General features: G+C 42.8%; 9 protein-coding genes. 2 read left to right on the top strand and 7 right to left on the bottom strand.

Features of this window, described 5'->3' with window-relative positions:
• The coding region (locus tag JMX91_RS12995; protein WP_201549577.1) for a transposase at nt 1-388 on the top strand (388 nt) is incomplete at its 5' end.
• A 29-nt stretch (nt 389-417) separates the two neighbouring features.
• Here JMX91_RS12995 and JMX91_RS12990 read toward each other — a convergent pair.
• Nucleotides 418-2784 carry a hypothetical protein gene (locus JMX91_RS12990; protein ID WP_201549576.1) on the bottom strand — a complete coding sequence of 789 codons (2367 nt, stop codon included), beginning with the start codon at nt 2782-2784 and terminating at the stop codon, nt 418-420.
• Nucleotides 2785-3023: 239 nt separating this feature from the next.
• Nucleotides 3024-7040: a phosphoribosylformylglycinamidine synthase gene (gene purL, locus JMX91_RS12985; RefSeq protein WP_201549574.1), complete on the bottom strand. Its 4017-nt coding sequence runs from the start codon at nt 7038-7040 to the stop codon at nt 3024-3026.
• A 482-nt stretch (nt 7041-7522) separates the two neighbouring features.
• On the opposite strand from purL, the gene JMX91_RS12980 reads away from it, so the two are divergent.
• Nucleotides 7523-8017 (top strand): pyridoxamine 5'-phosphate oxidase family protein, encoded by a 495-nt coding sequence (locus tag JMX91_RS12980; RefSeq protein WP_201549572.1) that lies wholly within the window; start codon nt 7523-7525, stop codon nt 8015-8017.
• 102 nt (nt 8018-8119) lie between these two features.
• Here the strand turns inward: JMX91_RS12980 and pgsA are convergent, their stop codons facing one another.
• The 5 genes from pgsA to JMX91_RS12955 all read right to left on the bottom strand — a co-directional run bounded on the left by pgsA (nt 8120) and on the right by JMX91_RS12955 (nt 16071).
• Nucleotides 8120-8803, bottom strand: a complete 684-nt coding sequence (gene pgsA, locus JMX91_RS12975; RefSeq protein ID WP_057758088.1) for a CDP-diacylglycerol--glycerol-3-phosphate 3-phosphatidyltransferase — start codon at nt 8801-8803, stop codon at nt 8120-8122.
• A 568-nt stretch (nt 8804-9371) separates the two neighbouring features.
• A complete protein-coding gene (locus JMX91_RS12970) occupies nt 9372-10571 on the bottom strand; it encodes an NAD(P)/FAD-dependent oxidoreductase (protein ID WP_201549570.1) in 1200 nt (399 codons plus the stop codon).
• 270 nt (nt 10572-10841) lie between these two features.
• The gene (acs, locus tag JMX91_RS12965; protein WP_201549568.1) at nt 10842-12803 is read right to left on the bottom strand and encodes an acetate--CoA ligase; all 1962 of its coding nucleotides are present in this window, start codon (nt 12801-12803) and stop codon (nt 10842-10844) included.
• 414 nt (nt 12804-13217) lie between these two features.
• Nucleotides 13218-14456, bottom strand: coding sequence for an ABC transporter substrate-binding protein (locus JMX91_RS12960; RefSeq protein WP_201549566.1), 1239 nt, complete (start codon nt 14454-14456; stop codon nt 13218-13220).
• Between the two features lie 121 nt (nt 14457-14577).
• Entirely contained in the window at nt 14578-16071 is a 1494-nt protein-coding gene (locus tag JMX91_RS12955) for an AMP-dependent synthetase/ligase (RefSeq protein ID WP_265089202.1), read from the bottom strand.
• Between the last annotated feature and the right edge of the window lie 125 nt (nt 16072-16196).

The following is a 16196-nucleotide window of genomic DNA, read 5'->3' as shown; positions in this document are numbered from 1 at the left end:
TGATTTAAAGGCCATCTACGGCGCTGATACGCTTGAGATGGCAGAGGCCAATCTTGAGCACTTTGATGAGGTATGGGGCAAGGAGTATCCGCATGTCATCAAGTCTTGGCGTAATAACTGGGAGGGCTTAACGGTGTTCTTCGAGTATCCTAAAGATATCAGAAAAGTGATTTATACCACCAATGCTATCGAGTCGCTAAACAGTGTCATTCGGACAGCGGTGAATAAGCGTAAGGTGTTCCCATCTGATCAGGCAGCATTCAAGGTGATTTATCTGGCGACTCAGCAAGCATCGTCAAGGTGGTCGATGCCCATCCGTAACTGGACGTCTGCTCTGAATCGTTTTATGATTATGTTTGATGACCGTATCAGTAAGCATTTAATCTAAATGGCAGTTACACAGAATTCGGGATGGTCTCAATAGATGGGCTTTATGTCCATATTATCCCAACATTCTAATAAGTAATCTCTAAATATAACTGCTCTTGAATACCTAATATCTATGTCGAAGCTATCCATATTATCTAATAGACTCTTATTCACTGAACTATCAAGAATTGGAGTATCGAATAGCATCGCATCTAAATATGTAAAATCACCAACCCATTTTAAGAAATGGTATGCTCCAACACTACTTATCCTAAGTAAGTTTGGTGAAGTGTTTAGTTTATTACTGCTTTCTTTAAAAGTTATTCTTTCCGATGTATCTATAATCTTTTTATTGATCATCTTAGTTATAGAGCTTTCTATTTGTTCAGAATTATATCCCAGTGACTGTAATTCATCAAAAAGAACTTGCGAATCCATAAAATCATCTTTGTCTTTAGGAGACTCTTGAAAATTCAAATAAGATAATGCTATTAAACTAAGAAAATATTCGTTTTTATCGGGGTATGATATATCAAAAACATTCATGGCTATAGATGATTTTGGATCATAATGTGAAAAATCTCCCAATAACGCTGCCTTTGTAAACTCATGAATAGGAATATAGTATTTATCTTGTTCTTTCATAATTCTTATAATTTTTTCTGCATCTACGTTACCATTTCCGATAAATTTGGTTATAAATTCTAATACACTTCTTACATTTCCACCTGTAATATTTATTAGGAAAGCGTAAATATCTTCATTAAAATCTAAAGACATCAATATTGCTTTTATCATATATTCTATATTTTCTGCATTTACATGAACATTTTTAAACTTCTTCAATGGTATGTCACTGCCCTTAGCTAAATCTATAGCAAATCGCAATCTTTTATCGAGCATTTCTTCTATCTTGGGAGGTGATATTGTGAATACCTTAGTGTGATACGCTGACAAAGCTCCTGAAGTTTTTGATTCATAGAATGTATTTGGTCTCACTGAAACAAAAACTATTACTTTCCAACTTATTGCTAACTCCTGAGATGCTAGGAAAGCAGATTGCTGGTCTTCATAACTTCTTTGATCAGCGTTATCAATAAATATGACAACTTGCTTCTGATTAGATTTTATATAATATTCAATACTTCTCTTTAAGTGATTATGTAAATCGTTTACCTTTTCATCTAATAATTCTGCTATTTTCGTTTGATATCCATTCGGATTACTTTCTTTTAGAAAACTCCATCTACCTTTAGAAAACTTACTCAATTCAGAAGCATAAACACCTTTTAGAAAATTGAAATCTTCAATATCCAGCCCTTTTTCTGTAAACTGCTCTTTGATTTCATTAACAACAAAATTTTCTATATTATTAGCTAATATTCCTCCGACTCCTAGATCTATATATACATATAAGGAATTATTAAAGACATCTTCGCTATCATTAATTATTAAGTTTTTAATAAAAGAGCTTTTGCCAACTCCTACATCTCCCATTAATATTATAGGTCTTTTAGAAAGTGCTGAAGAAATATCAGTTGATGTAATATTAATTTTTTTCTTATCTTTAACAGCTTGAAGAGTAGGTGACTCTTGGTTATTAGGAAATAAATTTGAATATCTAGCTTTTAGAATATTTTTACTTATTAAAGAATATTTTGACAATGCACCGCTTTCACAATAGCACTCTTTATAAAACCTTTCCTGTATGTCAGCTTCATTTGCTACATCTTGTATAAACAGCTCAGATAATAGAGCTAAATCACTCTGTAAGTTATTTTTATACCTGAACTTAGGATATTCTAATAGCTTATTTGATAGCTTTTTAGGTAAAGCTATATTACTTTTTTTAAATAACTGATTTGTAGTACCGTTTGCCAACCCATATTTAGACATAGACTCCCATGCCAGCTCAAAATTTTCTAATATATCTTTGAGACTAGTAAACACTATAGCTGAACCGTCTTTAATAGATACTCCATCTGTTCTTGAAGCTAGGAAACAAATATACTGATGTCCGTTAGTTACAATACCATACTGGATACCTCTTTCAGAGCAGTAATTCTTAGCCTGTAAAACAGCTTCCTTAATGTTCGATTTTTCAAGAGCAAATAAAGTAGATAACTTTATTTTGTTATTTGTAATAGTTCCAGAAGGAATGTTAAAACTTAACCCCTCTCTCTTAGCTTCTACAACTGCTATTTTTTTTCTTCCAAGTTCGTAGTCTGTATATTTACCCTCGACGCTCCTTTCAACTTTAGCTTCATCTCTACTCCAATCTAAACAATCGAAAAGTACCTTATCAATAATATCGAAACGGGTCTGAGCTTCATTCCTCATAGAAACTTCAATATCTGACTCACACTCAATAACTAAATCATTTAAGTTTGATTTAAACTTCTCGAAATCAATCATTTTATTCCTAATTTTTTGTGAGCTAAATGTTTGTTTCATATATGACTAAATTTAGAAATTATTAGTAGCTTTCGTTACGAAATATTGTTTACTTAATCTAACTCATTTCACTATAATATTTCAATACGCATAGTGGCTTTTCTAATAGAAAGGTATTTAGAGAATTATCAAACACAAAAAAGGTGAGCATTACGCCCACCTTTTTTTATACCCACAACAATACTCTAAATCACCTTAGCCTATCTAAACCAAGCACGCGCATTACGGAACATACGCATCCACGCGCCATCCTCATCCCATGCTTCTGGTTTCCAGCTGTGGTTATACGCTTTTAGGTTACGCTCAGGATGCGGCATCATGATGGTGACGCGACCGTCCGTGCTACACAGACCTGTGACACCGCCGACCGAACCGTTTGGATTGAGCGGATAGGTCTCAGTTGGATGACCTTGGCTGTCGACATAACGCATCGCAAGCTGACCGTGTTTTGCCATACCGTCGATTTCGTTGTTGTCTAGTGTGGCATAGCCTTCACCATGCGCCACCGCGATGGGTAAGATGCTGTCTTGCATGCCTTTAAACAGGATGGATTTGGTGCGCTCGACTTTGACATTGACGGTTCGCGCTTCAAAACGCGCCGACTGATTGGCGATGAAGCGTGGGAAGTTCTCCGCGCCGGGGATTAAATCTTTAAGCTGCGCCATCATTTGACAGCCGTTACACACACCAAGCGAGAAGCTATCAGGACGGGCAAAGAAGCGTACAAACTGCATGCGCAATTCGTCATGGAACAAGATAGAGTTCGCCCAGCCAGAGCCAGCGCCCAGTACATCACCATAACTAAAGCCACCACAAGCGACCAGACCGTCGAAATCACGTAGATTGATACGACCACTGAGTAGATCACTCATGTGTACATCGACCGCTTCAAAGCCAGCTTGAGTAAAACCTGCTGCCATTTCCGTCTGACCATTGACACCTTGCTCGCGCAAGATAGCGACTCTTGGCTTAGTATCGCGGCTGGCTAAATATGGTTCTTCAACTTTTTGATTGAGATCAAAGTTTGGCGCAGCGATGAGGCCTTTATGGCTCGCATCAGCAATCAAGTCATACTCCTGCTGTACGCAGGCTGGGTTATCACGGCGACGAGCGATTTGATAGCTGACCTGCGTCCATGCTTGCTGTAACTCGCTACGGCTAAAGCGTAATGTGTCGTCACCCATGAGCGTTGGCGTTTGGATAAGCAGGCTGTCTTCTTCAGAGCTTTGACCGACGAGGCTTAGCATATCGCTGACGTTGTTTTGCTCTGCCAATTGCATTAAAGCAGCGACGTTTTCTGGTAATACTTGGATGACCGCACCCAGCTCTTCACTGAACAACTGACCGAGTAAGTTGTCGTCATTTAATGACAGCTTGATACCCTGACGGCTGGTGAATTGCATCTCTGAGATAGTTGCCAATAAACCGCCATCACCGATATCGTGATAAGCGCTGATGACACCTTGCGCGTTACCCGCTTGGATAAAGTTAAAGAAGTCGATCAAATCACTTGGCTGCGCTAAATCTGGGCAGTCGTTGCCTAGTTGGCTCAGCGTCTGTGCAAGGATTGAACCACCTAGACGCAATTTACCTTTTGACAAGTCAATACGGTAGAACGCGCTGTCGCCATTGATGAGCTCAGGGGTTAGCGTTTTTGCGACGTCAACGACAGGAGCAAATGCAGTCACGACCAAACTCATTGGCGACACAACTGACTTATCTTGATTTTCACCATTGTCGTTAGCATTGTCAGTCCAGTTAGCACGCATCGATAGCGAGTCTTTACCGACTGGGATAGCGATACCGAGTGCCGGGCACAGCTCTTCACCGACGGCATGTACGGCGTCAAACAAGGCAGCATCTTCTACGTCATCACCACACGCGGCCATCCAGTTCGCTGACATCGTGATATCAGACAATTGAGCGATACGCGCACCAGCGATGTTGGTAATCGCTTCACCGACCGCTAGACGCGCAGATGCTTTTGGACTGATAAGAGCAACAGGTGTACGCTCGCCAACACTCATTGCTTCGCCAGTCATTGGCTGACCATCTAGCGCCACCAAGCCCGACGCCGTCACCGCACAATCTGATACAGGCACTTGATAGCGACCCACATACTGATCACGCACGACCATACCTGTGATAGAGCGGTCACCAATGCTAATCAAAAATGATTTGCTCGCGACAGTTGGGTGACGCAATACATCGGTGATTGATTCAGCTAGATTCACATCACCAAGCTCTAATGCTGGTAGCGTGCTATCAGTACGCTCAAAGCTGCGTTGCATTTTCGGTGTACCGCCGAGCAGTACTTGCATCGGCATATCGACTGGTTGCTCGTCCAACAGCTCATCATCAACGATTAGCTGACGGATATCTGTCGCCTCGCCCAAGATAGCATATGGGCAGCGCTCACGGGCACAGATCGCATCGAACTGATCTTTGCTCTCTGGGCGAATCGCTAGCACATAACGCTCTTGCGCTTCGTTTGACCAGATGGCCATTGGCGACATGCCAGCTTCTAACGATGGAATCTTACGCAAGTTCAGATGCGCGCCCATTTCATGGTCATTGACCAGTTCTGGCATCGCATTAGACAGACCACCTGCCCCTACGTCATGTAGTGAGACGATTGGGTTGCCGTCTTTACTGTTATTGCTTACATCGACATCATCGCCCGCTAGTGCCCAGCAGCGATCAAGGACTTCTTGGCAACGACGCTCCATTTCAGCGTTATCGCGCTGAACTGAAGCAAAGTCTAAGCCTTCATCAAGGTCACCACTATCGACTGACGATGCGGCACCGCCGCCCAAACCGATTTGCATTGCAGGGCCACCAAGAACGATTAGCAAATCGCCTTTTTTGATTGCATTTTTTTCAATCAGGTTGCGTTTGATATTGCCGTAACCACCTGCCAGCATAATTGGCTTGTGATAACCGCGCATCTCGCTACCGTCTTTTGCCGCAGAGGTATCTAGTTGAAAACTACGGAAGTAACCACATAGATTTGGACGACCAAATTCGTTTGAGAAGTTGGCCGATCCTAATGGCGCTTCGGTCATAATCTCAAGGCTGGTTGCCATACGATCTGGCGTACCATAATCCTGCGTGCTCAATTGACCTGACTGCTCCCACTTTTCGCTAAGCTCTGGGATATGCAGATGTGACACGTGGAATCCTGTTAGACCTGCTTTTGGCTTACCGCCACGACCTGTTGCGCCTTCATCACGAATCTCACCACCAGCACCTGTCGCTGCACCAGAATAAGGGGCAATCGCTGTTGGGTGATTGTGCGTCTCAACTTTCATTAAGATATCGATGTTTTCTTGATGAAAGTCGTAAGGATGGATGGAATTGGCATCCATCGCGTCAGTCGGGATAGGATAAAAACGCATGCCATCAGACCCTGCCATGACCGCAGCATTGTCTTTATACGCTGACAAGATGCCTTGTGGATTAGACTGGTAAGTGTTTTTAATCATTTGGAACAGTGATTTTGGCTGCACTTCACCATCGACTGTCCATTGAGCATTAAAGATCTTATGACGGCAATGCTCTGAGTTTGCCTGTGCAAACATCATCAGCTCAACGTCAGTTGGATTACGCTTTAGCTCATTGACATAGGCATTCATCAGATAATCAATATCTTCACTTGATAAAGCAAAGCCGAACTCGGTATTGGCCGATTCTAGTGCTGCCTGACCTTGTCCTATTACATCAATATGGTTCAATGAAGCTGGCGCTTGATCGTCAAACAATTTGCTGACATCGCTCAAGTCATAAACCAAGCTCTGAGTCATACGGTCAAACAATAATTGCTCAGCGTCTACTGGTAGTTTTTCGCCTGCGTCACCGTCTGTTTTTTCATCAAGGGTTAACGTATAAACGACAACACGCTCAACACGATTGATCTCGATTTCACAGTTATTAAAGATATCTGTCGCTTTACTTGCCCATGGCGATATCGTACCAAAACGCGGCCCAACGATGACTTGTAGTTGGTTGTCTTGCGGCGTATTTAGCGTTGCTGACTGGTCAACCGCCAGTAAATCTAGCGCTTTTTTATGTTCATCACCAGATAGCTCTCGTGATAGTACATACACTTGCTGTGTACTTATTTGACTGACATTTAGCTCGGTTTTTTGCTGAAACTGACTGATGAGTTGCTGCGTCTGAAAATCGGTAAGAAACGGTTGTCCGGCGATGGTCATCATAAAGGCATAATCCGTAAGATCAAGGCATCTCTGCCATGCTAAGTAAATGGTCTGGGTATTATAACAAGAAGACCTGTAATAAGCAGGTCTAAACCGAGATAAATTGCCGATAAGTTGCGTTCTATCACCACTTACTATTTGCGAATCGATAATTCAAAAAAGTATCTTTTTAAGTCGTTTTTGAATTATCCATCGAAAAATAGAACGCTCAAATCTACGCTGTCACAATTTTTACCTAACCTTCATATTCCTTACAAACACTCACATCGCATTACTGGGAACCTATATAAATGTAGGGTCACAACTCGGTATTCTAGTCTCAGTTGTTAAGGCGACGATGATGTTTAACTTTTAGATTTATTTAATAGTTAGACATATCTAGCCTAAAGAAAAATTACTATAAATAATCAACTGTACAATTCGACTAATTAAAACAACGCTATACAAGCCCAATTAAAACACTATAAAAAAGGAAATTTATTATGAGTAGACAAGACCATATCGATAAAGTACAAGAGCTGGTAAAAGAAGTGAAATTTGCCATGATGACCACTCGTACTCACGAAGGCCATTTACATGCCTGCCCAATGACCACCAGCGAGACGAGCATTGGCGCAAAAGAGATTTGGTTCATTGGTGATAAGACTACCGAAACCATCAAAGATATTGAAAAAGACCCACAAGTGAACTTGGCCTATGTGAGTCAAGATTCAAAAGATTATGTCTCAATTAACGGTAAAGCAGAATTGGTTAAAGACCAAGAGAAGTTAGATGAGCTATGGTCGCCAATTTACAATGCGTTTTATGAGCAAGGTAAAGAAGATCCAAATGTACAGTTAATTAAAGTCGTGCCACATGGTGCAGAATACTGGTTGAGCGGTAGCTCAGTAGTTAATATGTTTAAGATGACCACTGCTGCAGTAATGGATGGCAAAAAAGCGACCAACTTAGGCGAAAACAACTCAGTAACGCTATAAGTAGTCTGATTTATAAGCAGTAAAAAACAAAACGCCAGTAGCTAATGCGACTGGCGTTTTTTATTATCTAAGTTTTGAGCTGATTATTTTCGTTTTATGGAATTATCCGCTTTGCTTTAAATAAGGCCAAGCAGCTTTTAGATAAATCATCATCGACCATAAAGTAAGTATCACAGCGGCGACCATTAATACATAACCGATAGTTTCAAGCGACTGCCAGTTAAGCAGTAGTACGGTAATCGCTACCATCTGAAACGTGGTCTTTAATTTGCCAACATAAGATACCGCAACGCTAGTGCTTTTACCCAGCTCTGCCATCCACTCGCGTAATGCTGATACTGCTATTTCGCGCGAAATAATGACGATAGCCGCTATCGCCATAATGATATTAGGATGCCACTGTACCAGAACGATGAGCGCTACAGCCACCATTAATTTATCAGCAACAGGGTCCAAAAAGCGACCAAAAGCTGACATGACATTAAGTTTACGAGCAAAATACCCATCGAGCCAATCAGTAATCGCGGCAATAATAAAGACGCCGGTCAATAATAAATGGCGCAACAAACTATCGCTAAACTCGCTCATCCCAACGCGCGCAATGACATTGTCTGAAATCGCAGGCATACCAATACCCATGGCTGGCGGCCAATAGGCAATCGCGACAAATAGCGGAATCATCAAGATACGCGCAATCGTAAGGTTGTTAGGCAAGTTAAAAATACTTTTGGTATTTTGCGAACTTGGTGGTTCTTCCTGCGTATGCAAATGCGTGCTGTCAGTCATGGCAAACCCAGTTTAATATGAACATAATAATGGCAGATAGCTTAGCATTTTTCGGACAAGGCGTCATGCCATCTCTGCAGCGATTGAGTTATCAAAGATATCAAGAAAGGTATCAAGATTGTCTAGATGGCCTTCTATCGACATAACGTATTGAAATTATTGGCAGCCTTTATTGATGATTGCATCATAAAGCTCCGCTACTTACTCTAAATATCAGTACTTCATATCAGTCTTTGCGTCTTTTGGATTTTTACAACGTAATATACTGTAACCAAAACCGCCAGACAGCATTCAATTGCGCTATCATAGCGACTGTAACAGAACACTTGTACACTTAAATCAGTAAATGTTAATAGTTAAATATCTCCACCTATTGTATTGATAATTATTACCCTTATAAATAACAGTAGAGAGTACCAATAATTACAACAACTCTTGACCACGGCCTGTGTAGCTAATACATGACCCGTTTTCCTCAGCCCACAGTACCTCCTCTGTGGGTCTTTTTTTGCTTACGTTTTGCTAAACCCAAATATCGTTAAACGATGCAAAATAATGAGCACGGATTTTACGCTTGTTGCGTTTGCATGATTGCTTTAACGGTTTGCTGCGCCATTCGGTAGCAGCTTTCAATATTACCTTTTGCACACCAGTCACCACTGACGATCCACTGCTTGGTTGCATCGATTAAGATGCCCAACTCTTCAGTATCCTTATTTACAATGGTAGCGGCATAGCGCCAACGATGGCAGTCTGTTTGGCTAGGTACGCTGTCTTCATTCCAATTTAATGCTTGTTTTGCCGCCTGTAATAACTGTTCTTTTACCAACTCAATATCATCATCGACGTGGGCTTCTGACCAGTCATTACGTGCATGAATGGTGACACTTGGTAGTAGTTCACCATGAGTAGGTTTTTGATGCTCAATAAATATCCTATCAATAATAACGCTATTTAAATAAGCAACATCCCATTGCGGTGCAAGTTGTCCTTTTAACGTCTTAGGTAGTTTTTGCACATCATCCCAACCAAGCATCAGGGTATAGCAGGCTTGCATTTGCGGTTTAGTAATTCTGTCTTGTTGACTAAAGCCGCTATCTGCCATCAGCTCTACCGCCTGACCATTTGGCGCTGTGCAAATAACCCAATCAAACAAACCAAGACTGGCGCCAGTTTCGTCGAATAGCTCAGTTTGCTTGCTGTTTTGATTAAAAGTTTGGTTCTGAGACTGCTGTGGGTTTTGACGGTGCAAATACTGAGTGAGCGGTGCGACACGGGTCTTAAATACTATAGTCGTGTGCTTGAGCGCGGCGGCCAATTCACGGCCCCAACTGGTCATTTTTGGGGTGCTGATGTAGCGTGCATGCACTGCATCCCATTGCTCTTTGCTTTGGATATTAGGTGACTGACCATTGTCACTTGATGCCGTTAACTCAATCACTTCAGCACACCACGGCTGTAGCAACCCTGTATCTAACCAAGGCGCGATAAACTGTTGAAAGTCAGCGGTTTTCGCAGTAAAAAACTGCGCACCGAACGACCATTGCCAGTTTTTGCCAGTCTCACTATCGCTGCGATAGCGGGTCGCTAAACGGCCCACACTACGTGATTTTTCAAAGATAGTGATTTGTGGGGTGTTAGATTGCGAGCTTGATTGGTTTGACGCGCGCTCTAATAGTGTTGCTGTGAGCAATCCCGTTAGGCCACCACCGATGATGGCAATTTTTGGGGCAGATAGGACAGTTGAGCACGAAGCATAATCAGTCATGATGACAGTAGACCTTATAAAGTATTTATGAGTCGCTACTATATTAATTAGCTAGCCTAGTAAGTACCGAGTGGCTCGTCAATTGAAATGGTAGCGATGTTATCTTGTTAGTATTATTGAACCTTCAAAATGCGCCAATATCAATATCGTCTACGTAAAAAAGCCATGCTATTCTCGATAACATGGCTCTTATTTAACTTCGATATATGAATATTAATGGCTAGTATTGAATCACTATCCTTAATACTGCAGGTTTGTTAGCAGACTGAACTACTCTCCACGGCCCGCTTTGACTTCTTCGACCAAGTCATTAATTACTGAGCTATCGGCAAGCGTAGATAGGTCGCCCAGTCCCACATATTGCCCTGCTGCAAGGTTACGCAAGATACGGCGCATGATTTTTCCCGAGCGCGTTTTTGGTAGTGCATCGACCATATAAATAGCATCTAACGTCGCAATCGGCCCAATCTCGGCACGTACATGGCGTTTTAACTCTGCTTTTAGATCGTCAGTTTTTTCTTCACCTGACTTTAGAATGATAAATGCACAGATACCTGTACCGCGTATCTCATGCGGCATACCGACAATCGCAGCTTCAGCAGTTGCAGGATGCGCAACCACAGCGCTCTCAATCTCTGCTGTGCCCAAGCGATGCCCTGCCACGTTGAGTACATCGTCGACACGACCAGTAATCCAGTAATGCCCGTCTTCATCACGCTGAGCGCCATCACCTGTGAAATAATGACCTGGATAATCGCTAAAGTAAGTCTTTAAGAAACGTGGATGGTCATTGTAGATAGTACGCATCTGCCCTGGCCAGCCGCTACTGATCACCAAATTGCCTTCTGCAGGGCCTTCTAAAATCGCACCATCGCTATCGACGACTTCTGGTTTGACGCCATATAACGGTGTCATTGCCGCACCTGGCTTAAGATCGACCGTACCTGGTATTGGCGCCATTAAGATGCCACCAGTCTCGGTCTGCCACCATGTATCAACGATAGGACATTTACCATCACCGACGACATTGTAGTACCAGTCCCACGCTTCTGGGTTGATCGGCTCACCGACCGACCCTAGCAAACGCAAACTAGAACGATCCGACTCTCGAACAAAAGCATCGCCCTCTTTCATCATCGCGCGAATGGCTGTCGGTGCAGTGTATAGGATAGTCACGTCATGCTTATCGATAATATGACCAATACGCGCCCATGTTGGGTGCTCTGGCACACCTTCGAACATTACCGTTGTCGTGCCATTGGCCAGTGGTGCATAGGTTGAGTACGTGTGACCAGTAATCCAGCCCACATCTGCTGTACACCAGTAGACGTCATCTTCTTTGATATCAAACACATCACGGAACGTTGAGATAGCATAGGTGATATAGCCGCCTGTAGTATGCACGACACCTTTTGGCTTACCTGTCGAACCAGAAGTATATAATAAGAATAGCGGGTCTTCGGCATTCATGACTTCAGGCTCGCAGATCTCTGATTGACCATCGACCAAATTGTGATACCACACATCACGGCGGCCACTCATCGGTATAGAGTTACCTGTACGATGAACGACGATGACTTTTTCGACACTCTCAGTGCCATCCATGTCGAGTGCGTGATCGACATTAGCTTTGAGCGGTGTGTGCTTGCCGCCGCGTAAACCTTCGTCAGCGGTAATAACAACTTTTGAGCGACTGTCTATCAAGCGATTACCCAGACTCTCGGCAGAAAAACCACCAAACACCACTGAATGCACCGCACCGATACGCGCACATGCCAGCATCGCTACCATAGCTTCCGGTATCATCGGCATATATAGCGTTACGCGATCACCTTTTACAACGCCAAGCTTGCGCAATGAATTACCCAAGCGGCAGACAGCTTCATGTAGCTCTTTAAAAGAAATGATTTTGTGTAATGAAGGGTGATCACCTTCCCAGATGATAGCAGGCTTGTATGGGTTTTCTTCAAGGTGACGATCAAGACAGTTGACTGAAATGTTCAGCTCACCATCTTCAAACCATTTGATGCGAAAATCATCTAAGTCATAATTGACGTTACTGACTTTGGTCGGCTTTTTTATCCAGTCGATTAGCTCAGCACGCTTCGCCCAAAAAGTATCAATTGCTTCGGCTGATTCGATAGATTGCTGGTAGTCTGTAACGTACTTATCAGGTGTGGTATTGGCAGCAGCCATAAACTCGGCTGAGATAGGAAATGATTTCTGAGTCATAGTGTTGGGTCCCTTTTAATTATTATGACCTACACGGACAAACGTCTATGACGTGCCCCATGTAAGCGATAAGAGTCATCTTCCATAATGTGTGACACTCATCGTTAGTTTGACAAATAAGCGTGACGGTTGCAAGACATCAAAAGCCAAACATAACAATTTCACTGTACATCTGTATGTTTAGGCACAAATAATCTAGTTGCTATAAGCGAAATTAACTCAGCATTCTAGTCAATTTTTATTGTCTATGACTTATGGCTTATTTTGTATTGAGAAGGGTTTTGGACTTATGAATAATCGTAAAACGGTTAAAATATAAATGAAATTATTGTCAAACCCATATTTTATAAACGACACAAGCCATACTACGTATGGCTTGTTGCTATCGAAAGCTCCCTAAATATCTAGAATGTATTATTTCAGCTGCGTTACTGTTTTCCATTGACCATTTTGTACTTGCGACAAGTAAATATCATTAATCGCGACATGGCTCTCAGGCGTGATAGCAACTGTAGATCCTGTGACGCCATCGACAAAGCTGACTGTCTCTAGACCCTTATTGAAAGTGTCGGCATTTAAATCAGGACCTGCTGCGGTTAGACCATCAACGGTTACTTTAGCGGCTAGATAACCAAGAATAGCACCTGCTGATACTTCTTCCCCTGTGGCTTTTTCAAACTTCTCAACCCAAGCTTTAGTCTCAGGTTCATTGGCTCTTAGTGCCAAATCATTGTAGTACGATACAGAATACAAGCCTTCACTTGCGCCGCCTGGTGCCGCTGCAACTGCAGGATGGAAACCCGTTACAGGAGCGATAAATTTCACATCACTCCAGCCCATAGCGTTTGCTGTACCGACCGCGGTGATAGCGCCGCGAATGGTTAGAGATAAAGCAATAAGCTCACATTTAGCGTCTTTTAACTTGGCCATTGCCCCAGCAAAGTCTGTTTCATCAGGACGATGTGAGCTGGACTGAACTAAAGTGACGTTAGGATTGTTATCGCTGATATCCTTAGCCGCTTCATTGGTCTCTTCACCGTAGTCTGACGGAATATACATGACACATAAATTGTTAACTTCGTTTTCGGCAATAAGGTACTCCATACCTAGCTTTATTGAATCATAATAGGTACTACCAGCGGTATAGCGACGATTGAAATCCCCTTCTTCTTGCATAGCCCGAGCAAAAGTGAGCGGCATGATACTAGGAACATTGGCGCGATCCATAATAGGGAAACTCGCTAAGTTGTGCGGTGTGCCTAGCGACATCAGCATGGCAAACACTTTATCGCGGCTGACCAGTTTGTTCGCAGACTGTACGGCCTTTGGTACTTGATAAGAATGGTCCTCGACAATGTAACGAATCTTTCGTCCATTGACCCCACCTGCCGCATTCACCTCATCAAAGTACATATTGGCTGCGGCGACTGCAGGATTACCAAATCCAGCAAACGGACCGGATAGATCGTTTGCACCGCCTAAGATAATCTCAGTATCGGTCACGCCCTGTACTGGCATGTCACTTGTAGAAGTAGATGTAGCAGCCTCAGTATCAGTGCCCGTCGCTGCGGTCGTTTCTGGATCACTACACCCTACTAGACCCATTGTACCGACCGTGAGTGCTAGTAGCGTCGTCTTGAATGTCCATTTCATTGCCTTTCTCCTTGCGACTCCGTCGCTGTTAGTTTGATGCTCTTGAGATTAATACTTTCGAGGTTGAGACGACTTCAAAAAAGCTGAACAGTACTAAACTAAACTGTATTAAAGAGCTAGATCAGTACATAGAGTCGATGAGAGCGTGATGCTTTTTCTCAACCAAATTTCTTTTCAATTTCATCGTCGCGGTCAATTCGTCATCTTCAGGACTGAGCAGCACATCAATAAGCCTGAATTGCTTTATGGTTTCTACCTGAGCTAAGGTCTCGTTAGCAGACTGTACGACGTCATCTATCAAGGCGATAACTTCTGGCGCGTGACACAACGAGCGAAAATCAGAAAACATCACTTGATTGTCTTGCGCATATTTTTCGACGTTTTCTTGATCTATCATGATCAGACAAGTCAAATACTTTCGCTTATCGCCAATGACGACCGCATCTGAGATATAAGGTGAAAATTTAAGTTTGCTTTCAATCGCAGCTGGTGTGACGTTTTTGCCGCCTGCGGTGATGATAATGTCCTTGATACGACCCGTGATAAATATATAACCGTCTCTTATCTCGCCAACATCCCCCGTATGTAGCCAGCCATCACGTAAGTCCTCAGCGGTTTTTTCTGGCTTATTCCAGTAGCCTGCAAACACGTTAGCCCCTCTTACGAGTATCTCCCCATTGTCGGCGATACGGACTTCAGAGTCTGGTAGTGCCTTACCTACGCTGCCGGCCATCTGCGCTTCAGGTGTATTGACCGATATCACGCCCGCACTTTCGGTCATGCCATAGCCTTCATAGATAGGTACGCCTATCGCATGAAACCAACGGATAATATCTAGCGATATGGGCGCGGCACCCGTAGTGGCACGGCGAATATTACTCATGCCTATAAGGTCACGGATTTTATATAGCACCAGTCTGTTCCAAAACTCGTAACGCAGTCGCTGACCTGTCGTAGGAGTATTGCCTGCCATCACGATATCAGCATAGTCATGACCTGCTTTAATGGCCTGATCAAATGCCCAGCCATTGAGTGCACTGGCGTCGCTACGCATGTTACTGATAGAGGCGTACATTTTTTCCCACAGTCTGGGCACAGCGGTAAAAGTATCAGGTGAGACTTCTTTCATATTCTCAAATACCGTCTCTGTACTCTCAGCGAAGTTAACGATACAGCCCCGATGGATAGGCAGATCTACTGACGTTAGACGTTCGAGCACATGACATAAAGGCAAAAAGCAGAGCTGCTCATCAGTAGGCAAAATAGGAAGAATATCTATGCTTGTTTTTAGCTCAAAGAGGACATTGGCGTGCGTTAAAATCGCACCTTTTGGATTGCCTGTTGTGCCAGAGGTATAGATTAAAGTACGTATGTCATTAGGCGTACCTTGATCGATATAATCGCTAAAGCGCTCTCTTGCGTTATCAACACTTCGACCAATCGTATATAGCTCATCAAGGAAAATAACCTGATCATCCTCTAGGCTACGCAAGCCTTTACGGTCAAAGACAATGACTTTTTTGACATGAGGCGTCTGCTCACGAATCTCTAAAAACTTATGCAATTGCTCATCGTTTTCTACAATCAGAAACTTTGAGTGGCTGTCATTTAGTATATAACCAATCCCACTTAAAAGTGTTATAAACTAATTATCAAACCTAATTGCTATCATAAAGACCATGACTTACTCATTAGATTTTCGTAAACAAGTACTAAAAAGCTTAGACGAGGGTATGACCT

It is taken from the genome of Psychrobacter sp. Pi2-1, from assembly GCF_904846645.1.
GTDB lineage: Bacteria > Pseudomonadota > Gammaproteobacteria > Pseudomonadales > Moraxellaceae > Psychrobacter.
This window is presented reverse-complemented; position numbering and strand designations above follow the sequence as displayed.

Coding starts and splice junctions, on each gene's coding strand:
- JMX91_RS12990 (WP_201549576.1), bottom strand. CDS start 2,784: ATGATTGATTTCGAGAAGTTTAAATCAAACTTAAATGATTTAGTTATT.
- purL (WP_201549574.1), bottom strand. CDS start 7,040: ATGATGACCATCGCCGGACAACCGTTTCTTACCGATTTTCAGACGCAG.
- JMX91_RS12980 (WP_201549572.1), top strand. CDS start 7,523: ATGAGTAGACAAGACCATATCGATAAAGTACAAGAGCTGGTAAAAGAA.
- pgsA (WP_057758088.1), bottom strand. CDS start 8,803: ATGACTGACAGCACGCATTTGCATACGCAGGAAGAACCACCAAGTTCG.
- JMX91_RS12970 (WP_201549570.1), bottom strand. CDS start 10,571: ATGACTGATTATGCTTCGTGCTCAACTGTCCTATCTGCCCCAAAAATT.
- acs (WP_201549568.1), bottom strand. CDS start 12,803: ATGACTCAGAAATCATTTCCTATCTCAGCCGAGTTTATGGCTGCTGCC.
- JMX91_RS12960 (WP_201549566.1), bottom strand. CDS start 14,456: ATGAAATGGACATTCAAGACGACGCTACTAGCACTCACGGTCGGTACA.